This window comes from Microbacterium xerophyticum (assembly GCF_053543555.1).
On the sequence record NZ_JBLVOB010000006.1, the window covers coordinates 725,771 to 746,248 of the forward strand.

General features: G+C 66.3%; 22 protein-coding genes. 2 read left to right on the forward strand and 20 right to left on the reverse strand.

Going from position 1 to position 20,478, the window contains the following annotated elements:
- Positions 1-34 precede the first annotated feature (34 nt).
- The 5 genes from ACNPNP_RS10200 to ACNPNP_RS10220 form a co-directional block, all read right to left on the reverse strand.
- Entirely contained in the window at positions 35-469 is a 435-nt protein-coding gene (locus ACNPNP_RS10200; RefSeq protein ID WP_448965910.1) for a cytochrome c oxidase subunit 4, read from the reverse strand.
- 3 nt (positions 470-472) lie between these two features.
- A complete protein-coding gene (gene ctaD, locus ACNPNP_RS10205; protein ID WP_448965911.1) occupies positions 473-2,218 on the reverse strand; it encodes an aa3-type cytochrome oxidase subunit I in 1,746 nt (581 codons plus the stop codon).
- 5 nt (positions 2,219-2,223) lie between these two features.
- Positions 2,224-3,135: an aa3-type cytochrome oxidase subunit II gene (gene ctaC / locus ACNPNP_RS10210; protein ID WP_448965912.1), complete on the reverse strand. Its 912-nt coding sequence runs from the start codon at positions 3,133-3,135 to the stop codon at positions 2,224-2,226.
- A gap of 96 nt (positions 3,136-3,231) precedes the next feature.
- Positions 3,232-3,594 (reverse strand): iron-sulfur cluster insertion protein ErpA, encoded by a 363-nt coding sequence (erpA, locus tag ACNPNP_RS10215; protein WP_448965913.1) that lies wholly within the window; start codon positions 3,592-3,594, stop codon positions 3,232-3,234.
- Between the two features lie 96 nt (positions 3,595-3,690).
- A complete protein-coding gene (locus ACNPNP_RS10220) occupies positions 3,691-5,100 on the reverse strand; it encodes a dipeptidase (protein ID WP_448965914.1) in 1,410 nt (469 codons plus the stop codon).
- Here ACNPNP_RS10220 and ACNPNP_RS10225 point away from each other — a divergent pair.
- Positions 5,099-5,713: a DUF3043 domain-containing protein gene (locus ACNPNP_RS10225; RefSeq protein ID WP_448965915.1), complete on the forward strand. Its 615-nt coding sequence runs from the start codon at positions 5,099-5,101 to the stop codon at positions 5,711-5,713. The two genes, ACNPNP_RS10220 and ACNPNP_RS10225, sit on opposite strands and share 2 nt — an antisense overlap.
- On the opposite strand, the gene ACNPNP_RS10230 is transcribed toward ACNPNP_RS10225, so the two are convergent.
- The 9 genes from ACNPNP_RS10230 to ACNPNP_RS10270 all read right to left on the reverse strand — a co-directional run bounded on the left by ACNPNP_RS10230 (position 5,688) and on the right by ACNPNP_RS10270 (position 15,917).
- Positions 5,688-6,722, reverse strand: coding sequence for a quinone-dependent dihydroorotate dehydrogenase (locus ACNPNP_RS10230; protein WP_448965916.1), 1,035 nt, complete (start codon positions 6,720-6,722; stop codon positions 5,688-5,690). The two genes, ACNPNP_RS10225 and ACNPNP_RS10230, sit on opposite strands and share 26 nt — an antisense overlap.
- A gap of 10 nt (positions 6,723-6,732) precedes the next feature.
- Entirely contained in the window at positions 6,733-7,209 is a 477-nt protein-coding gene (gene nrdR / locus ACNPNP_RS10235) for a transcriptional regulator NrdR (RefSeq protein ID WP_448965917.1), read from the reverse strand.
- A gap of 4 nt (positions 7,210-7,213) precedes the next feature.
- On the reverse strand, positions 7,214-8,590 hold the full coding sequence (gene hisD, locus ACNPNP_RS10240; protein ID WP_448965918.1) for a histidinol dehydrogenase: 1,377 nt from the start codon (positions 8,588-8,590) through the stop codon (positions 7,214-7,216).
- The gene (locus tag ACNPNP_RS10245) at positions 8,538-9,797 is read right to left on the reverse strand and encodes a hypothetical protein (protein WP_448965919.1); all 1,260 of its coding nucleotides are present in this window, start codon (positions 9,795-9,797) and stop codon (positions 8,538-8,540) included. The genes hisD and ACNPNP_RS10245 overlap by 53 nt, the downstream gene beginning before the upstream one ends.
- Positions 9,798-9,903: 106 nt before the next feature.
- The gene (dnaE, locus tag ACNPNP_RS10250; RefSeq protein WP_448966163.1) at positions 9,904-13,374 is read right to left on the reverse strand and encodes a DNA polymerase III subunit alpha; all 3,471 of its coding nucleotides are present in this window, start codon (positions 13,372-13,374) and stop codon (positions 9,904-9,906) included.
- 121 nt (positions 13,375-13,495) lie between these two features.
- Entirely contained in the window at positions 13,496-14,068 is a 573-nt protein-coding gene (locus ACNPNP_RS10255) for a GNAT family N-acetyltransferase (RefSeq protein WP_448965920.1), read from the reverse strand.
- 48 nt (positions 14,069-14,116) lie between these two features.
- The gene (locus ACNPNP_RS10260) at positions 14,117-14,824 is read right to left on the reverse strand and encodes a hypothetical protein (protein ID WP_448965921.1); all 708 of its coding nucleotides are present in this window, start codon (positions 14,822-14,824) and stop codon (positions 14,117-14,119) included.
- Positions 14,821-15,318, reverse strand: coding sequence for a DUF6114 domain-containing protein (locus tag ACNPNP_RS10265; RefSeq protein ID WP_448965922.1), 498 nt, complete (start codon positions 15,316-15,318; stop codon positions 14,821-14,823). The genes ACNPNP_RS10260 and ACNPNP_RS10265 overlap by 4 nt, the downstream gene beginning before the upstream one ends.
- 2 nt (positions 15,319-15,320) lie before the next feature.
- Positions 15,321-15,917 (reverse strand): DUF6230 family protein, encoded by a 597-nt coding sequence (locus ACNPNP_RS10270; RefSeq protein ID WP_448965923.1) that lies wholly within the window; start codon positions 15,915-15,917, stop codon positions 15,321-15,323.
- Positions 15,918-16,029: 112 nt separating this feature from the next.
- On the opposite strand from ACNPNP_RS10270, the gene ACNPNP_RS10275 reads away from it, so the two are divergent.
- The gene (locus ACNPNP_RS10275; protein WP_448965924.1) at positions 16,030-16,629 is read left to right on the forward strand and encodes a TetR/AcrR family transcriptional regulator; all 600 of its coding nucleotides are present in this window, start codon (positions 16,030-16,032) and stop codon (positions 16,627-16,629) included.
- Between the two features lie 16 nt (positions 16,630-16,645).
- Here the strand turns inward: ACNPNP_RS10275 and ACNPNP_RS10280 are convergent, their stop codons facing one another.
- The 6 genes from ACNPNP_RS10280 to ACNPNP_RS10305 form a co-directional block, all read right to left on the reverse strand.
- Positions 16,646-17,566, reverse strand: coding sequence for an RluA family pseudouridine synthase (locus ACNPNP_RS10280; RefSeq protein WP_448965925.1), 921 nt, complete (start codon positions 17,564-17,566; stop codon positions 16,646-16,648).
- Positions 17,567-17,568: 2 nt separating this feature from the next.
- On the reverse strand, positions 17,569-18,183 hold the full coding sequence (gene lspA, locus ACNPNP_RS10285; protein WP_448965926.1) for a signal peptidase II: 615 nt from the start codon (positions 18,181-18,183) through the stop codon (positions 17,569-17,571).
- Positions 18,184-18,192: 9 nt separating this feature from the next.
- The gene (locus ACNPNP_RS10290; RefSeq protein ID WP_448965927.1) at positions 18,193-18,819 is read right to left on the reverse strand and encodes a DivIVA domain-containing protein; all 627 of its coding nucleotides are present in this window, start codon (positions 18,817-18,819) and stop codon (positions 18,193-18,195) included.
- 157 nt (positions 18,820-18,976) lie between these two features.
- Positions 18,977-19,276 (reverse strand): YggT family protein, encoded by a 300-nt coding sequence (locus ACNPNP_RS10295; protein ID WP_448965928.1) that lies wholly within the window; start codon positions 19,274-19,276, stop codon positions 18,977-18,979.
- 3 nt (positions 19,277-19,279) lie between these two features.
- On the reverse strand, positions 19,280-19,762 hold the full coding sequence (locus ACNPNP_RS10300; protein ID WP_448965929.1) for a cell division protein SepF: 483 nt from the start codon (positions 19,760-19,762) through the stop codon (positions 19,280-19,282).
- A 40-nt stretch (positions 19,763-19,802) separates the two neighbouring features.
- The coding region (locus ACNPNP_RS10305; RefSeq protein ID WP_448965930.1) for a YggS family pyridoxal phosphate-dependent enzyme at positions 19,803-20,478 on the reverse strand (676 nt) is incomplete at its 5' end.

Sequence of the window (20,478 nt, forward strand, 5' to 3'; positions counted from 1 at the left end):
GGCGGGGGCCCTTCTCAGTGCTCGTGGGGACTGCTCAGCGAGCGAAGTTCCCTCGGTAGTACTCGTAGACCCAGCCGACGATCGCGACGACGAAGATGGCGACGCCGATCGGCAGGAGGAAGTGTCCGACGGCCATGCCGATCAGGAACACCGCGGCAGAAGCCGCGAGAACGATGGGCCACCAGGACCACGGGCTGAACTCACCGAGCTCAGGATCTCCGTCATCGATGTCGGCGGTCAGGATGTCCTCGGGCAGCTCGCCGCCCTGAGCCTTGTGCGTGCGCTGGAGGTACACGGCCACCATCGCGCCCATGAAGGCGGTGAACAGCAGTGCTACCGAGCCCACCCACTCGATTCGGTTGACGAGCTCGAGGTCGGGGTGAGCCAGGATGTTCCACCCCGTGTACACCACCGCGACGATGAGGAAGAAGACGGTGAGAACCCACCAGAGGACGACATTTGATCGCATGGCTTACTTGGCCTCTCCGCTCGCACCGGCAAGGGCCGGCTCCGGGGCGGCGACAGGATGCTCCGCAGCCTCGGGGTGATTCAGATCGAACGCGGGACGCTCGCTGCGGATGCGCGGGATCGACGTGAAGTTGTGACGCGGCGGCGGGCAGCTGGTCGCCCACTCGAGCGACGCTCCGTAACCCCACGGGTCGTTGACCATGACCTTGGGCGCCTTGCGCGCCGTGATCCACACGTTCAGGAAGAACGGGAGCATGGAGGCTCCGAGGATGATCGCGCCGATCGTCGAGACCTGGTTGCCCCAGGTCCAGCCGTCAGCTGCCGAGTAGTCCGCGTAGCGGCGCACCATACCGTCCACGCCCAGCCAGTGCTGGATGAGGAAGGTCATGTGGAAACCGACGAACAGCATCCAGAAGTGCACATAGCCGAGACGCTCGTTCAGCATGCGCCCGGTCCACTTGGGCCACCAGAAGTAGAAGCCGGCGAACATCGCGAACACGACGGTGCCGAACACGACGTAGTGGAAGTGCGCGACCACGAAGTACGAGTCGCTGAGGTGGAAGTCCAGCGGCGGCGCCGCGAGGATGACACCGGTCAGACCGCCGAAGACGAACGACACGAGGAAGCCCAGTGCGAAGACCATCGGCGTCTCGAAAGTCACCGAACCTCGCCAGAGCGTTCCGATCCAATTGAAGATCTTCACACCCGTCGGCACCGCGATCAGCATGGTCATGAGCGCGAAGAACGGCAGCAGCACGGAACCGGTGACGTACATGTGGTGCGCCCACACCGCGACGGACAGAGCCGCGATCGCGATCGTCGCGTAGACGAGGGTCTTGTATCCGAAGATCGGCTTGCGGCTGAACACCGGGAAGATCTCCGAGACGATGCCGAAGAACGGCAGCGCGATGATATACACCTCGGGGTGGCCGAAGAACCAGAACAGGTGCTGCCACAGCAGCACACCGCCGTTTGCCGGGTCGTAGATGTGCGCACCCAGGATGCGGTCGGCTGCGGCGGCGAAGATCGCGGCTGCGAGCACCGGGAAGGCCATGAGGATCAACAGGCTCGTGATCAGCGTGTTCCAGCTGAAGATCGGCATGCGCCACATCGTCATGCCGGGGGCGCGCATCGTGATGACCGTGGTGATGAAGTTCACGGCACCGAGGATGGTTCCGAAACCGGACATGCCGAGTCCGACCATCCAGAGGTTTCCACCGGCGCCGGGCGTGAAGGTGGCGCTCGCGAGCGGCTGATATGCGAACCAGCCGAACGACGCAGCGCCCTGGGGGGTGAGGAAGCCGGCGATCGCGATGATGGAACCGAACGTGAACAGCCAGAAGGCGAACGCGTTCAGACGCGGGAACGCCACATCCGGCGCACCGAGCTGCAGCGGGAGGATCGCGTTGGCGAATCCGGCGAACAGCGGCGTCGCGAACATGAGAAGCATGATCGTGCCGTGCATGGTGAACAGCTGGTTGTACTGCTCCTTGGTGGGGACGATCTGCATCCCGGGAGCGAACAGCTCGGCGCGGATGACGAGCGCCATCACACCGCCGAGGAGGAAGAAGAGCACCGAGGCGATCAGGTACATGTACCCGATGGTCTTGTGGTCAGTGGAGGTGATCCACTTGACGACGATGTTGCCCTTCTGCTCGACGCGCGAGGAGCTCATCAACGCGGCCTGACGGGCCGGGATGGCTGTGGGGCGGGATCCGTGGACGTCGCCTGCTGCGGAGTTGGTCGACATGAGGTTTACTCTCCCTCTTCCTCGGAGTCCGTCTCGGACGTCGTTCCTGTCGTGCCGGGGAGGTTGTTCAGACGGTTGTACGCGTCCGTGATGTCGCCGGTGTTGCCTTCTTCGCGGAGAGACTCGACGTAGGCGTCGTACTCGTCCTGCTCCACGACCTTCACGTTGAAGAGCATCATCGAGTGGTACTCGCCGCAGAGCTCGGCGCACTTGCCGGCGTACTCTCCCACGCGTGTCGGGATGAAGGACCAGGAGTTGTCCTTCCCGATGTACATGTCCTTCTTGTAGAGGAAGTCGATGATCCAGAAGGAGTGGATGACGTCACGGGACTGAAGGCTGATGTGCACCTTCTGGTCGACCGGGAGGACCAGCGTCGGCAGCTTCTCGGTGTCGATGTTGCCCTCGGCATCGGGCTGAGCCTGCACACCCATCGTCCACACCGCGTCGGACAGATCGTCGTCCTCGCCGGCGTACATGAAGTCGAACGCCCACTGCTTGCCGATCGCGGTGATCTCGACGTCTGCGTCGTCCCACTGCGTCTCGATCTCGGCCTGGTCGCGCGCCGTGAAGAAGAACATCCCCATCACGAGGATCAACGGGATCACCGTGTAGAAGATCTCGATCGGCATGTTGTAGCGCATCTGCACCGGCAGGCCGGTCTGGCCCTTGCGACGGCGGTATGCGACAGCAGCCCAGCCCATCAGAGCCCACGTGATCATGCCGACCGCGAGGAGGACGATCCAGGAATTGACCCAGAGGCCGGCTACGCGGTCGGTCTGGTTCGTCGCGGCGGTGCCGTCTTCTACGAAGCCCGGGAGGAATCCGTGAAGCTCGGTGGGAGAACATCCCGCCAGAGCCACGGCTGTCGCGATTCCCACAGGAATGGCGACCCAACGAAGGCGGCGTTTCGAGGGCACGATGCACCTTTCAAGATGACGGACAAGGCGTAGTCAAGTCTAGGGCAACCTCACACCTGATTCATGCCAACCACGCAGGTCGGGCACGGCTGGCACTCAGTGGAAGCTGTCTCCACATGCGCAACTTCCCGCTGCATTCGGGTTGTCGATGGTGAAGCCCTGCTCCGAGATCGTGTCCTTGAAATCGATCGCCGCGCCGTCGAGGTACGGCACGCTCATGTTGTCGACGATGACCTCCACGCCGCCGAAGTCGACGGTCTCGTCGCCCTCGAGATAGCGCTCGTCGAAGTACAGCTGGTAGATCAGACCCGAGCATCCGCCGGGCTGGACGGCCACGCGCAGGCGCAGGTCGTCGCGGCCCTCCTGCTCGAGGAGGTTCTTCACCTTGGTCGCCGCGGCGTCGGTGAGGGTGACGCCGTGTGCGGTCGAAGTCTCTGTGGTCAGCGTGGTGTCGCTCATGTCGCTCCTTGTGACAGGCCGCGCGTGCAGGCGGCGGTGTGTTCTGATTCTACCTTCGGGCGCCCGCAGGGGCGCTGATCTCGATGCGAGAGCCGATCACTGCCTGATCTCGTTCATGCGCGTGAGCAGCAGTGCTTCGGTCGCGATCGCGTGCCGGAAGGTGTCGAGGTGCAGGGACTCGTTCGGACTGTGCGCCCGCGCGTGCGGATCTTCCACCCCGGTGACGAGGATCTGCGCCTCGGGGAACTCCCTTACGAGATCGGCGATGAACGGGATGGATCCTCCCACTCCGAGGTCGACGGGATCGGCGCCGTAGCCGTCCGCCATGGCCTGGCGTGCGAGGCCGACCGCCCACCCGCTGGTGTCCACGAGGAAGCCGTTGCCGAGGTCGACGTCGGAGAAGGTCAGCTCCGCACCGAACGGCGCGTGGGCGCGCAGATGCGACTCCAGCGCGGAATACGCTTCCTCGCCGGACTGCCCGGGGGCCACCCGTGCGCTGATCACCACGGTCACCTCGGGCAGCAGTGTGTTGGATGCCGACGCCACGCTGGTCGCGTCGATGCCGATGACCGTGACGGCCGGCTTGTTCCAGATCCGGCTCAGGATGGTTCCCCGTCCGATCGGTGACGTGCCGGAAAGGAGCCCGGCCTCATCACGCAGCGTCTCCTCGGTGTAGTCGGGCGTCGGCGTGTCGGTCTCCGTGAGACCGTCGACGGCCACCGCGCCGTCGTCGTCCCAGAGGGTGGCGAGCAGGCGCACCGTGGCCATCATGGCATCGGGCACCGCTCCCCCGAACATCCCGGAGTGCGACGCGTGGTCGAGGGTGCGCACCTTCATCGCGAAGCGGGCGTTCCCCCGCAGGGACACGGTGAGTCCCGGAGTGACCGAATCCCAGTTGCCCGAGTCGGCGACGACGATGGCGTCAGCGCGCAGGGCATCGGCGTTGTCGCTGAGGAACTGCGCGAACGACCGTGAGCCGTACTCCTCCTCGCCCTCGATGAACAACGAGACACCGAGCTCAAGGTCGTCGCCGAGAACCTCGGAGACCGCTCGCAACGACGCGATGTGCGCCATGATGCCGGCCTTGTCGTCGGCGGCTCCGCGCCCATACAGGCGCCCGTCGCGCACTGTCGGCTCGAACGGCGGCGTCTCCCAGAGCTCGTCGGCCCCGGGAGGCTGCACGTCGTGGTGCGCGTAGAGGAGGATCGTCGGCTTGCCGTTGCGCGCAGCCCGCGTCGCCAGCACTGCGGGCTGGCCGTGCTCGTCAGTGCCGGGTATCGCGGCACGCAGCACCTTGACGTCGTCGAAGACGCCGGTGCCGGTCGCGAGCGCCGCGACGCGCTCCGCGCTGCGCTCGAGCTGGGTCTGATCGAACGACGGCCAGGCGATACCGGGGATCCGCACGAGATCTCCCAGGTCGGACAGCGCCGAGGGGATGCCGATGGCCACCGCCTCCGTGACTGCTGATTCGATCGTTGGGTCGACGTTCGGCGTCTGTGAAGTCATGCGAGTAATCTTAAGGCTGAACACCGATTTCTATCCGAGGAGCCTCGTGGCCACTTCCACCCCACCCACGAACGACGACGCGGCCGCCCAGACGCCGACCGTCGGCAAGGGACGCCCGACGCCCAGCCGCGCCGAGCAGGAGGCCGCACGTCGTCGTCCGCTGGTCGCCGACACGAAGGAGGCCCGCGCCGCTGCGAAGCAGCAGATGCGCGAGCAGCGCGAGCGCGCGCAGGCCGGCATGGCCGCAGGCGAGGACAAGTACCTTCCGCCGCGCGACAAGGGTCCGCAGCGCCGTTGGGTGCGCGACTACGTCGACGCCGGCTGGCACCTGTCGGAGTGGGTCATGGCGCTCATGGTCGTCGTGATCCTCGTGTCGCTCGTGCCCGATCCGACATTCTCGTTCTTCGCGTTCATCGGCCTGTGGGCGTTCATCGTCATCGCCGTGATCGACATGGTGCTGCTCGGCATCCGCGTCAAGCGCAAGGTCGCCGCCAAGTTCGGCAAGGACCGCATGGAGAAGGGTCTCGGCTGGTACGCCGCGATGCGCGCACTGCAGATGCGCTTCATGCGCCTGCCCAAGCCGCAGGTCAAGCGCGGGCAGTACCCCGGCTGAGCCCTCGATTGATCTGACGGGCCCACAGCGGTCCGCGGTAGAGGAACGCCGTGTAGCCCTGCACCAGGGTGGCACCGGCATCCAGTCGCTCCTGCACGTCGGATGATGTCTCGACGCCGCCCACCGAGATCACGCAGAAATCGCTCGGCACGGCGTCGCGCACGACTCGCAGCACCTCCATCGACCGCTCACGCAGCGGTGCTCCGGAGAGTCCGCCCGCGCCGGCCGCTTCGACGACTGCGGCATTCGTGCTCAGCCCCTCACGACTGATCGTGGTGTTGTGCGCGATGATGCCGTCGAGTCCTTCAGCCACTGCGAGCCGCGCGATCGCGGCGATCTCCTCGTCCGGCAGGTCAGGAGCGATCTTCACCAGCAGAGGTGTGGGTCCGGCGGCGGCTTTGACCGCGCGCAGCAGTGGTGCGAGAGTCTCGACCGCCTGCAGGCCGCGGAGGCCCGGCGTGTTGGGCGATGACACGTTCACGGCCAGGTAGTCGGCAAGGGGTGCGAGCTTCGTCGTGCTGGCGACGTAGTCGGCCGTCGCGTGTTCCACCTCGACGATGCGGCTCTTGCCGATGTTCACGCCGATGACCGTCTTCGGGCGACGTCGGCGCAGCCTCTCGAGGCGGCGCGCCGCAGCGTCGGCTCCGGCGTTGTTGAAGCCCATCCTGTTGATCACCGCTCGATCCGGCACGAGACGGAACAGGCGCGGCTTCGGGTTGCCGTCCTGTCCGACAGCCGTGATCGTCCCGATCTCGACATGCCCGAACCCGAGGGCGGCGAGTCCGCGCACGCCCACGGCGTTCTTGTCGAACCCGGCGGCGACGCCGAAGGGCGATTCGAACGTGAGCCCGAGCGTCTGAACCCGCAGCTCAGGCGACGGCGACGTCATCGTGCGCGTGACCCACGAGAACGGGGGGACGCCGAGCACTCGGATCACCGCCATCGCGGCGTGGTGGGCGAACTCGGGGTCGAAGCGCGTCAGGACAGCGCGGAAGAGCAGCGGATACATCCCTGCCAGATTACCGGTCGGCGGAATCCTGTCGGGACGCCGCATGCTCGGCGCGCAGCTCGCCGATGACGCTCTCGAAGTCCTCCAGCGAGTCGAAGGCCTGGTAGACGCTCGCGAAGCGCAGATACGCGACTTCGTCGAGGTCGCGCAGCGGCCCGAGGATCGCGAGACCGATCTCGTTGGCGTCGAGCTGCGACACACCGGTCTGGCGCACCGCCTCCTCGACCCGCTGGGCGAGGATCGCGAGGTCGGCTTCGGTCACCGGCCTGCCCTGGCACGCCTTGCGGACGCCCGAGATGACCTTCTCCCGGCTGAAGGGCTCCATCACGCCTGAGCGCTTGATCACGTTGAGACTCGCGGTCTCGGTGGTGGTGAATCTTCCCCCGCACTCGGGGCACTGACGGCGTCGGCGGATCGAGAGTCCGTCGTCGCTCGTGCGGGAGTCGATCACGCGGGAGTCCGGATGACGGCAGAAGGGGCAGTGCATGGTGTTACAGCGTAGTCGCTCCCCCGGCTGCTCCCTGGAAGCGGGCCTCGATCGCTTCGCCGTGAGCGGGAAGCGCTTCGGCGTTCGCGAGGGCGACGACCCCTTCGCGCACGGCCGCGAGGGCTGCATGATCGTAGGAGATCACCTGCTGCGGGCGCAGGAACGTGTACGCCCCCAGGCCCGGCGCGTAGCGGGCCTGGCCACCGGTCGGCAGGACGTGATTGCTGCCCGCCATGTAGTCGCCGAGACTCACCGGGGTCTGGTCGCCGACGAACACGGCGCCGGCGCTGGTGAAGCCGGATGCCGCCGCTTCGGCGTCCGCCAGGTGGAGCTCGAGGTGCTCCGGGGCGTACGCGTTACTGAAGGAGGTCGCCATCTCGCGGTCATCGACCAGGACGATCGCCGACTGCGGCCCGGCGAGCGAGACCGCGACGCGCTCGCTGTGCCTCGTTGCGGTCGCGAATCGCTCGACCTCGGTCGCGACCCGCTCGGCTAGTTCATCACTGTCGGTGACGAGCACGGCGGAGGCCTGCTCGTCGTGCTCGGCCTGGCTGATCAGGTCGGCGGCGATGAGGCGCGCATCCGCCGCCGCATCCGCGACGATGAGGATCTCGGTCGCACCCGCTTCCGAGTCCGTGCCGACCACCCCTGCGACCGCACGCTTTGCGGAGGCGACGTAGTTGTTGCCCGGGCCTGACACGACGTCGACGGGGTCGAGACCGATGTCCGCGACACCCCAGGCGAGGGCACCGATCGCACCGGCACCACCGATGGCGTAGATCTCGGAGATGCCGAGAAGCGCCGCTGCGGCGAGGATCGTCTGGTGCACCCGACCGTCGGACTGCGGCGGAGACGCGAGCGCGATGCTCGTGACGCCGGCGACCTGCGCGGGGACCACATTCATGACGACACTCGACGCGAGTGGTGCCTTTCCGCCGGGAATGTACACGCCTGCGCGCGTGACCGGCTGCCAGCGCTGAACGATCCGCGCACCCGGCCCGATCGTGGTCATCCGCTCGGCAGGGACCTGGGCTGCGGAGCCCTGGCGCACCCGCAGGATCGCTTCTTCGAGAGCAGCGCGTACGGCAGGGTCGACTGAGGAGAGAGCCGCTGCGACGTGCTCGGCCGGAACGCGGATCGCGTGCCCGGAGACCCGGTCGAACTTCTCCGCCTGCTCGCGCAGCGCAACCTCTCCGCGCGCACGGACGTCATCGACGATCCGCGCCGCAGTCTCGAGCGCCTCGGCTCTGGCCTGTGTGGCGCGGGGCACGGCGGCGAGCATGTCAGCCGGCGAGAGCTTCTGCCCTCGTAGATCGATCGTTCGCACTTCAGCCCTTCGTGATGTCTGCGATGTCGTGCAGGTAGCCGATACGACCGTCATCGTGTCGGATCACGTATGCGCCGCCTCGATCTTCGACCACAAGCGCCCACGCGGTCGGCCCGATGCGGAACAGCGGCTCACCGCGCTCGTCGTACACATCGCGCTCCGTGGGCGCGAGAGCCCAGAACGGCTGCGATGACACGACAGTCGCGGCATCGGACGCCGCATCCGTGGACGCCGCATCCGGCTGAGTCACTGCGCGCGGCGAAGTGGTGTCGAGATCCTCGATCACCTCGGTGCTGTTCTCGGCAGCGGGCGCGGCATCCTCCGCATACGCGGTGCCGTCCGCATACGCGGTGCCGTCCGTGAGCTCGTCGGCGTCCGTCTCGACGTCCTGATCGTCTTCGGACTGAGCACGCGAACTGCGTGCGTATGCGGGGACGTAATCGCTGTCGTCTGCGCCCACCGTCGTTCCGAGACCGATCTCGGATCCGAACCCCGACGTGCCGCGAAGATCACCGCTCGATGCGTGCGCAGTCGACGACACCCGCTCGCCGAGTCCGAGCTGCGCGATCTCGTCGCTCGGGTGCTCATCGGTGGGTTCTTCATCGATGATCGACGGCGCCGGTGCGGCCGGGATGGCCTTCTCAGGACGCGGACGCTGGATCACAGGCCTGACCGGGTTGGCGTTGCGATGGGCGAGCGTGACCAGACGTCCATGGAAGTCCTCGCGCAGACTCGGGATCAGAGGTGCGAAGACCGTGAGCACGACGAGCGCGAGCGCCGCGACGAGCTGGAGGATCGTGAGCCATGTCAACGCGAACTCGCCTGTGGCTGCTGAGACCATCATGAGGTCCCAGTTGCCGGTCGCCCAATAAAGGGCGCTCACCGAGAACGCGACGGACGCGAACTGGTCGATTCCGAGCGACCCCACCCTGCGGATGCCGTCCGGGGAGAAGCGACGCAGCACGATGAGGAACACGGCGGCTGTCGGCAATCCGAGAGCGAGGACCCACTGGATTCCCTGCGCCCACAGCGATCCGGAGCCGTCGTAGCCGTAGATCGGGAAGAAGGAGGTGACGAAGGCGATGAACCACACGCCGACGATGAGCACCTCACGCAGCGTGAAGCCGAAGAACCCGTGCTGAGGAGTGACCTCTTCGTCGTAGAGCACTCCGTCGTCGTCCGCGAAGGGTGCGGACTCGGCTGCGGGCTCGATCGGGTCGGACGGCTCTGGTTCGCCGGACAGGGGGGATTCCGTGCTCATGAAGCGTGGTCCTTTCAACGTGGCGCACTCTGACTGAGCTTGTGCGCCCAACGCGTCCCGATACTACCCGCTGCATCCGGGAGGCGCATGGTGCAGGAATACCCATTCACCCCAGGCAGGCTGGCCCGAGAAGCGACTTCAGGTCACCGAACAGATCGGCGGAGACCTTCACCGGCATCGGCACCTCGAACACCTTCGCCGTGCTGCCGCGGTGCACCCGCAGCACCACTTCGGTCTCGCCGTTGTGTCGGCGCAGCACCTCGGCGAGGTCGTGCATCACCCGCTCGGTGGCGCGCTGCTCGGCGAGCACCAGCGCGAGCGGACCGGCCGCATCGAACGAACCGACATCGGGAGAGAAGGCCGACTGCGCATGCAGGTTGAGTCCGTCGTCACGACGTGAGACCCGGCCGCGCACCGCGAGGATCGCGTCCTGCTGCAGCGTGTGCTGGAACTCAGTGTAGGTCTTGCCCATGAACATCACGGTGACCTCGCCGTTGAAGTCCTCGATCGTGATCATGCCGTAGGGGTTTCCGCTGGCCTTCGCCACACGGTGCTGCACGCTGGTCACGAGACCGGCCACGGTGACCTGGTCGCCGTCCTGCAGGTCCTCAGAGGCGAGCAGGTTGTGGATCGAGATCGATGCGTGCTTCGCCAGCGGCACCTCGAGCCCTGCAAGAGGGTGGTCGGAGACGTACAGGCCGAGCATCTCGCGTTCGAAGGCGAGTTTGTCCTTCTTCACCCACTCGGGGCGCGCAGGGACCTTGGCGGGAACGGCCTCTTCAACCGCGTCGTACAGACTGTCGAAGTCGAACCCGATCGCGCCCTGGGCCTCGTTGCGCTTCTGATCGACGGCGGCCTCGGTGGCATCCTCATGGATCTCCATGAGCGCACGACGCGTGTCGCCCATCGAGTCGAATGCGCCGGCCTTGATCAGCGACTCGACCGTGCGCTTGTTCGAGACGTGCAGCGGCACCTTCTTGAGGAAGTCGTGGAAGGAATCGAAGTTGCTCTTCTCACGTGCCTTGACGATCCCGTCGACGACGTTGCTGCCGACGTTGCGCACTGCGCCGAGACCGAAACGGATGTCGTCGCCGACTGCCGCGAAGAAGTTGATCGACTCGCGCACGTCAGGCGGCAGCACCTGGATGCCCATGCGGCGGCACTCGTTGAGGTAGATCGCCATCTTGTCCTTGGAGTCGCCGCCGCTCGTGAGCAGCGCCGCCATGTACTCGGCGGGATAGTGCGCCTTGAGGTAGGCGGTCCAGTACGAGACGACGCCGTACGCGGCGGAGTGCGCTTTGTTGAACGCGTAGTCGGAGAACGGCAGCAGGATCTCCCAGATCGCGTTGACCGCGCCATCGGAGTACCCGTTGGCGTGCATTCCCGCCTGGAAGCCCTCGAACTGCTTGTCCAGCTCCGACTTCTTCTTCTTTCCCATCGCGCGGCGGAGGATGTCTGCCTGACCGAGGGAGAATCCGGCGACCTTCTGCGCGATCGCCATCACCTGCTCCTGGTAGATGATGAGGCCGTACGACTCGTCGAGGATGTCCTTGAGCGACTCGGTGAACTCCGGATGGATCGGAGTGACCGGCTGCAGCCCGTTCTTTCGCAGCGCGTAGTTCGTGTGCGAGTTCGCACCCATGGGTCCCGGGCGGTACAGCGCGATGAGCGCCGAGATGTCGCCGAAGTTGTCGGGCTTCATGAGGCGCATGAGGGAGCGCATCGGTCCGCCGTCGAGCTGGAAGACCCCGAGCGAGTCACCGCGGGCGAGCAGATCGTATGCGCCCTGGTCGTCGCGTGCGAGGTGCTCGAGATCGAGCTCCTCGCCCCTGTTGGTGCGGATGTTGTCGAGAGCATCCGAGATGATCGTGAGGTTGCGCAGCCCGAGGAAGTCCATCTTGATGAGCCCGAGGCTCTCGCATGACGGATAGTCGAACTGGGTGACGATCTGGCCGTCCTGCTCGCGGCGCATGATGGGGATGATGTCGAGCAGGGGCTCGCTCGACATGATCACGCCCGCGGCGTGCACACCCCATTGCCGCTTCAGCCCTTCGAGTCCGACGGCGCGGTCGAAGACGGTCTTCGCCTCGGGGTCGGTCTCGATCAGCGTGCGGAACTCGCTGGCCTCCTTGAACCGGGGGTGCTTCGAGTCGAACATGCCGTCCAGAGGCATGTCCTTGCCCATCACGGGCGGCGGCATGGCCTTGGTCAGGCGCTCCCCCATGCTGAACGGGAAGCCCAGAACGCGTCCGGCATCCTTCAGGGCCTGCTTGGACTTGATCGTGCCGTACGTGACGATCTGCGCGACGCGCTCGGAACCGTACTTCTCGGTGACGTAGTCGATCACCTCGCCGCGGCGACGATCATCGAAGTCGACGTCGAAGTCGGGCATCGAGACGCGGTCGGGGTTGAGGAATCGCTCGAAGATGAGACCGTGCTCGATCGGGTCGAGGTCGGTGATCTTCATCGCGTACGCGACCATCGATCCCGCACCGGAACCACGGCCGGGACCGACGCGGATGCCGTTGTCCTTGGCCCAGTTGATGAAGTCGGCGACGACGAGGAAGTAGCCGGGGAACCCCATCTGCAGGATGATGCCGGTTTCGTACTCGGCGCGCTTGCGCACGTTGTCGGGGATGCCGGACGGGTAGCGGTAGTGCAGCCCTGCCTCGACCTCCTTGATGAGCCAGCTGTCCTCCGTCTCGCCATCCGGCACGGGGAAGCGCGGCATGTAGTTCGCGGAGGTGTTGAAGTCGACCTGGCAGCGCTCGGCGATGAGCAGCGTGTTGTCGCACGCCTCCGGGTTGTCGCGGAAGAGCTGGCGCATCTCCTGCGCGGTCTTGATGTAGTAGCCGTCCCCGTCGAACTTGAAGCGGTTCGGGTCATCCATCGTCGATCCGGACTGCACGCACAGCAGTGCCGCGTGCGCGTCGGCCTCGTGCTGATGCGTGTAGTGCGAGTCGTTGGTACCGACCAGCGGGATGCCGAGATCCTTCGCCAGGCGCAGCAGATCGGTCATGATCCGGCGCTCGATCGAGAGCCCGTGATCCATGATCTCGGCGAAGTAGTTCTCCTTGCCGAAGATGTCCTGGAACTCGGCCGCAGCCGCTCGCGCAGCGTCGTACTGACCGAGACGCAGCCTCGTCTGGATCTCGCCCGACGGGCATCCGGTCGTGGCGATGAGCCCCTTGCCGTATGTCTGCAGCAGCTCGCGATCCATGCGGGGCTTGAAGTACTGGCCCTCGAGACTCGAGAGCGAGCTCAGCCGGAAGAGGTTGTGCATGCCCTCGGTGCTCTGACTCCACATGGTCATGTGGGTGTAGGCACCGGACCCGGAGACGTCGTCGCGCTTCTGATCAGGGGAACCCCACGCCACGCGCGACTTGTCGCTGCGATGGGTTCCGGGGGTGACATAGGCCTCGAGGCCGATGATCGGTTTCACGCCCGCATTGTTCGCCGCGTTGTAGAACTCGAAGGCCGCGAAGGTGTTGCCGTGATCGGTGACCGCGATGGCCGGCATGCCGTAATCGGCAGCCGCCTGCGTCATCGAGTTGATCTTGGCAGCACCATCCAGCATCGAGTACTCGCTGTGCACGTGCAGGTGTACGAAGGAGTCGGATGCCACGTCTTCGAGTCTACGTCGGGGCAGGGACGCCGGCATTTTGATATGGCTTTCGCCTCGTCCCTAGCGCAGTCGATCACGTCAGGTCGAGCCGCATCAGCACCCGCGGGAATCCGTTCAGCACAGAGCTCGTCTCGGCCGCCTGCACGAAGCCCGCCTTCTCGAACATCGCCTTCGTGCCGACGTACGCCATTGTGAGATTCACCTTCTCCCCGCGATTGTCGACGGGGTACCCCTCGATGGCCGGAGCGCCGCGTTCACGGGCGTAAGCCACGGCGCCCTCGATCAGCGCATGCGAGATGCCCTGTTTGCGGTGCCCGGGCCGCACACGGAAGCACCACAACGACCAGACATCGAGATCGTCGACGTGCGGGATCAGCCGGTTGCGGGCGAAACTCGTGTCTCGCCGAGGATGCAGCGCCGCCCATCCGACGGGCTCATCATCGAGGTAGGCGATCACCCCCGGTGGCGGATCGTGCTCGCACAGCTCGCGCACGCGCGCGGCACGCGCCTCTCCGCGCAGTGCCATGTTCTCCTTGTTCCCCAGCCGATAGCTCAGGCAGAAGCACACGTTCGACGTCGGCTTCTTCGGACCGACGAGCGTTGCGACGTCGTCGAAGACCGTCGCCGGTCGGACACGGATGCTCATGCCGACAGTGTGGCGGATGCCGTCGACATCCGCCACGGACCCCGATCGCTATTCGGCCTCGACGATCCGCTGGTCGGTGTTCGTGTAATGGATCGAGTCCGCCGTGCTGCCGACGAGGCCCATCGTCACGTCCAACAGCCCAGGAGCGACATCGTCCAGCGGAGGAGGCGTGTCCGTTCCGATCGTCAGCGGTGCGCCGCCCATCGATGACGCGGACACCGAGCCGAGATACACCGAGACATCGCCCGCGAGCTCCATGGTGTCGGCGTTCGTGACGAGCCCGTCGTGCTCAGGCGGGCGCACGGTCAATGCGAAGACGGTGATCGTGATCGAGTCAGCGCTGATCTTCAGCGCACGCACCGATCCCCCGTCGACCGTGGGAACACTGACGATGCTGATCCCCTTCAGACCGGTGAAGGACAGCCCGCCGGCGCGCATCGCCGCCGGGGTGCCGGTGAAGATCGGGGCAGCGTCATCGACGGGCGCCGGCACGGGCTCGGTCGACGCGGGCGGCGGAGCGGGTGCAGCGGGAGGCACAGCATCCGGGTCTGCCGGCGCGGCAGGATCGACAGGCACCGCCGGATCGACAGGCGCCGTCGGATCGCTCGGCGTCGGTGTCGGCTTCGGGCACAGGAACGACAGGAACGAATCGCAGAACCCGGTGTGCCGGGGCGACGGCGCGGCACCCGCGGCGAGCGGCACTGCGACCACGAGCGCAGTCAGCACACCGATCACTCGCAGTCTGCGAGAGATCACGCCCTCTCCCCTGCCGCGGATTCCGCACTCTTCACATCGTCGTCAGTCATCCGCAGCGCCCGTTCCTTTGCAGCGGCCCGTGCGTGCGGCGTCATCCACGCCACCGCGAGCACACCGCCGATGCACGCGAGGATCGTACCGATCAGGAAACCGCCCAGATTAACCCCGACGATCGCGTACAGGCCGACTGCGAGAGCCACCACGCCGTAGAAGATGTGATGCGCCGGCATCATGACGATCAGGACGCCGAGGAGCACGAGCAGGATCGGGATCACGGTGGCCTGCAGTCCTTCGATGCCCAGCTGCACATGCAGGTGCCCGAGGTCGAGTTGACCGGAGAAGAACATCTCGACTCCGGCGATCGCGATCAGGAGCCCGCCGACGAAGGGCCGCTCCCGCCTCCACGTCCTGAAGCGGCCTTGCTTCGACTCCGAGGCCGCTCTCCGGCGCCTGCGCGCCGGCTCGCCGGCCGGTGTCTCATCCTGCCGCTTCACGCTCAGAAGCATGCCTCGGATCCGTCCGTGAGCTCGAGCGACATGCCCGTCAGCGTGAACACCGCGGCCTGCGTGCTCCACGCCGTCTGCTGCAGATTGCTGATCGACACGGTGTCGGCGTCCTGAGCGAAGTCGCCCGCTGCGCCCTTGGCCTCGGTGGTCACTGTCGAGGCGTCCACACCGATGCGGATGTTACCGAAGGTCGCATCGCCCTTGAGCCCCGTCATCCCGATCTGGAGGTCCGATGCGGATGCGGGGTTGCCGTCGCCGCCGGCCTTGATCAGCACACCGACCGTGCCCAGTGGGGTCTCGGTGATCACCGACTGGCAGAGATCCGACAGCGTGGCGCTCTTGATGTTGGCGATCGCGACGGTGTGCTCACCGCCCTCGGAGTCGGTCGCGACGCCCGCGTACTGGGAGAACCCGGTGCCCTCGAGCTGACTGGCACCGATCTGGAACTGGCTGCCCGACACCGCGAAGGACACGGGCACCGACCCCTGTGCGACGCCGCCGAGCAACAACGCCGCGACGACTCCGACGGGAACCGCAGCGAGAGTCACGCGGCCGGCATGGGACTTGGTGAGAGATGGGAACTTCATCGATCCTCCGGCTTCACAGCCGTCACCTTCGACGACATCTGTTCGAGCATAATCGTCATTGACTCAGAGTCAATACCGATCGCACCGAGACGCCGACGGATAGGCTGAACGCATGCCCGACGATCGCCGCAGCAGACTGACGCCAGACGAACGCCGGGCACAGCTGATTGCAGTCGGGGTGAACTTCCTCACCGATCATCCGCTCGATGAACTCACGATCGATGAGCTGGCTCGTCGGGCCGGTGTATCGCGTGCGCTGCTGTTCCACTACTTCGACACCCGGCAGGGGATGCACCGCGCCGTGGTGCTGACCGCACGCGACGCCATGCTGCAGGCGACGGCGCCGCGGCCGGAGTTGCCGCCACGAGAGCGGATCGACGACACGCTGCTGCGTTTCGCGGCCTTCGTGCGCGAACATCGAGGCACCTTCATCTCGCTCGTCCGCGGCGTCGCCAGCGGCGACCAGACAGTGCGGGAGGTCGTCGACGAATCCCGCGAGATCAACGCCGAGCATCTCCGCGGCGCCCTCTCCGAGCTCGGCATCCCCGATTCCAAGGCGCTGACGGTCGCCCTGCGCGCCTGGGTGGCGTTCACGGAAGAGGTGCTCGTGACCCTCGCGACGCAGGAGGCCGCCGACGACACCGAACTCGTCGCCTTCCTCGGTCGCACCCTCGACGCCGTCGTGGAAGCCGCTCGGGTGAGCACCCTCTGACCGAGGACGCGATCACTCACTCCCCGCGCAGGATCTCCAAGGCGTGCAGGAAGTCGGCGGGATACGGCGACTCGAACTGCACCCACTCCCCTGTGGCCGGATGCGTGAACCCGAGCCGGTGCGCGTGCAGCCACTGCCTCGTGAGCCCCAGCCGCGCCGCCATCGTCGGGTCGGCGCCGTAGAGCGGATCGCCGACGCACGGATGCCGGTGAGCGGCCATGTGCACACGGATCTGATGCGTGCGCCCGGTCTCGAGATGGATCTCCAGCAACGACGCCCCAGGGAACGCCTCGAGCGTCTCGTAGTGAGTTACCGAGTCCTTGCCAGAGGGCGTGACGGCGAACTTCCATGAATGATTCGGATGCCTGCCGATCGGCGCATCGATCGTGCCGGCAAGAGGGTCGGGGTGTCCCTGCACCACTGCGTGGTAGACCTTCTCGACCGTGCGTTCCTTGAACGCGTGCTTCAACGCCGAGTACGCGGATTCGGTCTTCGCGACGACCATGAGGCCGCTCGTGCCGACATCCAGACGATGCACGATCCCCGCTCGTTCGGCCGCACCGCTGGTGGCCACCCGGAAGCCGGCGCCGGCCAGAGCCCCGAGAACGGTCGGACCGTCCCATCCCTGCGACGGGTGAGCCGCGACACCGGACGGCTTGTCCACCACGACGATGTCGTCATCATCGTGGATGATCCCCAGCTCGGGCACCACCACCGGCACGATCTTCGGCTCTTCCCTCGGCTGCCATTCGACGCTCAGCCATCCGCCCGCGCGAAGACGGTCGGACTTGCCCAGTGTCACGCCGTCCAGGCTCACACCACCGGCCCCGGCGACCTCTGCGGCGAAAGTGCGGGAGAAACCGAGCATCTTCGCCAGGGCGGCGTCGACACGCGCGCCTTCGAGCCCGTCCGGCACCGGCAACGACCGGGATTGCATCCTCAGGAGGCCTGTTCGGGCTCGGCGTCGATCGGAGCGGCAGGCTTCTCGGCGACGTCGTCGCCCTCCGCCTCGCCGGTCGCATCCTCGTCCGATGCGACGTCGTCCTTCTCACGTGTGCCGTCGAACCGCAGGCCCAGCACGACGAGCAGAGCGACCGAGATCATGCCGCCGACGATGAAGATGTCGGCCACGTTGAAGATCGCCGGCATCATCCACGGCATCGAGATCATGTCCACGACATGTCCGACGGCGAAGCCCGGCTCGCGCAGCAGTCGGTCCGTGAGGTTGCCGAGCACACCGCCGAGCAGCAGACCCAGCACCACGGCCCACAGCCGGGAGCGCAGGCCGAACGACTTCCAGATGATGATCCCCGCGACGACGGTGAGCGCGATCGTGAAGATCCACGTCACCTCGCTGCCGAGCGAGAACGCCGCGCCGGAGTTGCGGATGTAGTACAGCTGAAGGAACTCACCGAGAACCGGCACGACCTCGTGCAGAGGCAGATGCTCGATAGTGAGGTGCTTCACAAACTGATCGGCGGCCAGCACCACTGCCGCGAGAATCGCGACGATGATGCCGGCCGCCGACCGACTGAGTGGACGACGTCCTGGCAAAGGGACGACCTACAGCCCGATGGCGGAGACCGGGGTCGAGTCCGTCGATGCCGACTTCTCGTCGAGATCGCGGAGCTGGCCCTCGATGTAGCCGCGAAGCTGAGTGCGGTAGTCGCGCTCGAAGTTGCGGAGCTCGGTGATGCGTGCTTCGAGGGTGTTGCGCTCGCGCTCGAGGCGGGCGGACTCCTCGCGCTCCTTGGCCTGAGCGTCGGCGCGGATGCGGTCGACCTCGGTCTGCGCCTCGGAGATCAGCTGGCTCTTCTTGGCCTCGCCCTCGGCGACGTGCTCGTCGTGCAGGCGCTGCGCCAGCTCGATGATGCCGGCCGTGGCCGTGGTCGGGCCGGCGGCCGGAGCCTCGACCGCAGGAGCGGGGGCGGGAGCTGCGGCCACGACGGGAGCGGGAACCTCGTCCACGACAGCGGGGGTCTCTTCGGCCGTGGCGGGAGCAGCAGCGGGGGTCTCGCCGGACTCGTAGGCGGCGAGCTTCGCCTTCAGCTCAGCGTTCTCCTCGAGGGCCTTGCGCCACTCGACGACGATCTCGTCGAGGAAGTCGTCGACCTCGTCCGGGTCGAAGCCGTCCTTGAAACGGACGTGCTGGAACTGCTTGGTGACGACGTCATCCGGGGTCAGTGCCATTGTTCTCGGCTCCTCTTTCGATGAGTTCTGTTGCCAGTGACTGAAGTGTGGCTCGGTATTGATCCGGCGCGTACCCGGGGCGCGCACCTCCGAGCAAGCATAGTCCCCGCTCGCAAGTGACGCGATGTGAGAGCTCTGCGAAGGGCGCGCAGCGCGCTCAGATGAACGCGCGCACGATCGACATCAGAATCAGCACGGCGAGCATGGTGAAGGTGAATCCGAAGTCCAATGAGAGCGTGCCGATGCGCAGCGGAGGGATGAAGCGCCGGAACAGCCGGATCGGAGGATCGGTCACCGTGTACACGGCTTCCGCCGCGATGAGGCCGGCGCCCTTGGGGCGCCATTCACGATTGAACAGCGGGATGTAGTCGAGTATCAGGCGCGCGAAGAGCACGAAGATGTAGATCAGCAGGACCAGATGAATGATCGATGCGATCACCGAGACCAGAGCGGTCACGGCTTATGACTGATCGAAGCCCGCAGACTCCGGATCTGCGCTCGCGATGCCGCCATGACCCGACACTGCGATGTTCTCCGGCGAGAGCAGGAACACCTTGCTGGTGACGCGCTCGATGCGGCCGTACAGGCCGAGGGAGAGACCGCTGGCGAAGTCGATCAGGCGACGCGCGTCTGCGTCGCTCATCTGCGACAGGTTGATGATGACGGGAACACCCTCGCGGAAGCTCTCGGCGATCAGCTGGGCGTCGCGGTACTGCTTGGGGTGCACGGTGAGGATCTCGTTCACCGTGCCGGCAGAGGGCTGACGCACGGCGACGGGGCGACGCAACGGCGTCACGGGTGCCGGCGGCGCGTCTTCCTGTTCGCGATCGCGGTCACGCTCGCGGCTGGCCCGAGCGGGAGCCGGTGCCAGCTGCTCCTCGTAGGCCTCTTCCTCATCGGCGAGTCCCAGGTACACCATGGTCTTCTTGAGCGGGTTTCCCATCGTGTCCTCCGTGTTCGACGTGGGCTGATCTGATTCGAGGTTAACCCCGGTCGGGCCGGGGTCCTGTGATTGCCGAGCCGATCCGCAGGTGTGTCGCACCCGCCGCGATCGCCTCGACGAAGTCGCCGGTCATGCCGGCGGAGATCCATGTGGCACTCGCATCGAGCGACCGGATGCCGTCTGCGACATCGCGCAACCGCGCGAAGGCGGATGCCGGTTCCTCGTCGAGCGGCGCGACGCCCATGACGCCGCGCAGGCGAAGCGAGGGCAGAGCGAGGATGTGCTCGGCGAGCCGCTGCGCATCGTCGGGTGCGGCGCCTCCGCGACCGGCGTCCTCGGTGAGGTTGACCTGCACGAGCACGTCGAGTGCGCCCTGTGCGCCCTCATCGGGGTGGTCCGACGCACGGTGCAGCGAATCGGCGAGCTTGATGCGGTCGACGGAGTGCACAGCATCCGCGTTCCGACGGATCGACGCGGCCTTGTTGGTCTGCGCCTGCCCGATGAAATGCCAGTGCAGTCCGTCGAGCGACGGCTGGTCCTGCTCGAGCTCGGCTCGCTTCGACACGAGCTCCTGCTGCCGGTTCTCGCCGACGTCTCGCACGCCGAGGTCGTGCAGTTCACGTACGAGCGAAGCGGGATGGAACTTGGTCACCACGATGCGGGTGATGTCGGCGGCATCCCGCCCTGCACTGCGCGCGGCGTCCGCGATCTGAGAA

What these genes read in the sequence shown, in the direction of transcription:
- ACNPNP_RS10280 (WP_448965925.1), bottom strand. Translation starts at nt 17,566, where the DNA reads ATGCAATCCCGGTCGTTGCCGGTGCCGGACGGGCTCGAAGGCGCGCGT.
- ACNPNP_RS10300 (WP_448965929.1), bottom strand. Translation starts at nt 19,762, where the DNA reads ATGGGAAACCCGCTCAAGAAGACCATGGTGTACCTGGGACTCGCCGAT.
- ACNPNP_RS10255 (WP_448965920.1), bottom strand. Translation starts at nt 14,068, where the DNA reads ATGAGCATCCGTGTCCGACCGGCGACGGTCTTCGACGACGTCGCAACG.
- ACNPNP_RS10245 (WP_448965919.1), bottom strand. Translation starts at nt 9,797, where the DNA reads ATGAGCACGGAATCCCCCCTGTCCGGCGAACCAGAGCCGTCCGACCCG.
- ACNPNP_RS10290 (WP_448965927.1), bottom strand. Translation starts at nt 18,819, where the DNA reads ATGGCACTGACCCCGGATGACGTCGTCACCAAGCAGTTCCAGCACGTC.
- ACNPNP_RS10275 (WP_448965924.1), top strand. Translation starts at nt 16,030, where the DNA reads ATGCCCGACGATCGCCGCAGCAGACTGACGCCAGACGAACGCCGGGCA.
- ACNPNP_RS10220 (WP_448965914.1), bottom strand. Translation starts at nt 5,100, where the DNA reads ATGACTTCACAGACGCCGAACGTCGACCCAACGATCGAATCAGCAGTC.
- ACNPNP_RS10200 (WP_448965910.1), bottom strand. Translation starts at nt 469, where the DNA reads ATGCGATCAAATGTCGTCCTCTGGTGGGTTCTCACCGTCTTCTTCCTC.
- erpA (WP_448965913.1), bottom strand. Translation starts at nt 3,594, where the DNA reads ATGAGCGACACCACGCTGACCACAGAGACTTCGACCGCACACGGCGTC.
- ctaD (WP_448965911.1), bottom strand. Translation starts at nt 2,218, where the DNA reads ATGTCGACCAACTCCGCAGCAGGCGACGTCCACGGATCCCGCCCCACA.
- ACNPNP_RS10270 (WP_448965923.1), bottom strand. Translation starts at nt 15,917, where the DNA reads ATGAAGTTCCCATCTCTCACCAAGTCCCATGCCGGCCGCGTGACTCTC.
- ACNPNP_RS10225 (WP_448965915.1), top strand. Translation starts at nt 5,099, where the DNA reads ATGCGAGTAATCTTAAGGCTGAACACCGATTTCTATCCGAGGAGCCTC.
- hisD (WP_448965918.1), bottom strand. Translation starts at nt 8,590, where the DNA reads ATGACGGTCGTATCGGCTACCTGCACGACATCGCAGACATCACGAAGG.
- nrdR (WP_448965917.1), bottom strand. Translation starts at nt 7,209, where the DNA reads ATGCACTGCCCCTTCTGCCGTCATCCGGACTCCCGCGTGATCGACTCC.
- dnaE (WP_448966163.1), bottom strand. Translation starts at nt 13,374, where the DNA reads ATGCTGGATGGTGCTGCCAAGATCAACTCGATGACGCAGGCGGCTGCC.
- ACNPNP_RS10230 (WP_448965916.1), bottom strand. Translation starts at nt 6,722, where the DNA reads ATGTATCCGCTGCTCTTCCGCGCTGTCCTGACGCGCTTCGACCCCGAG.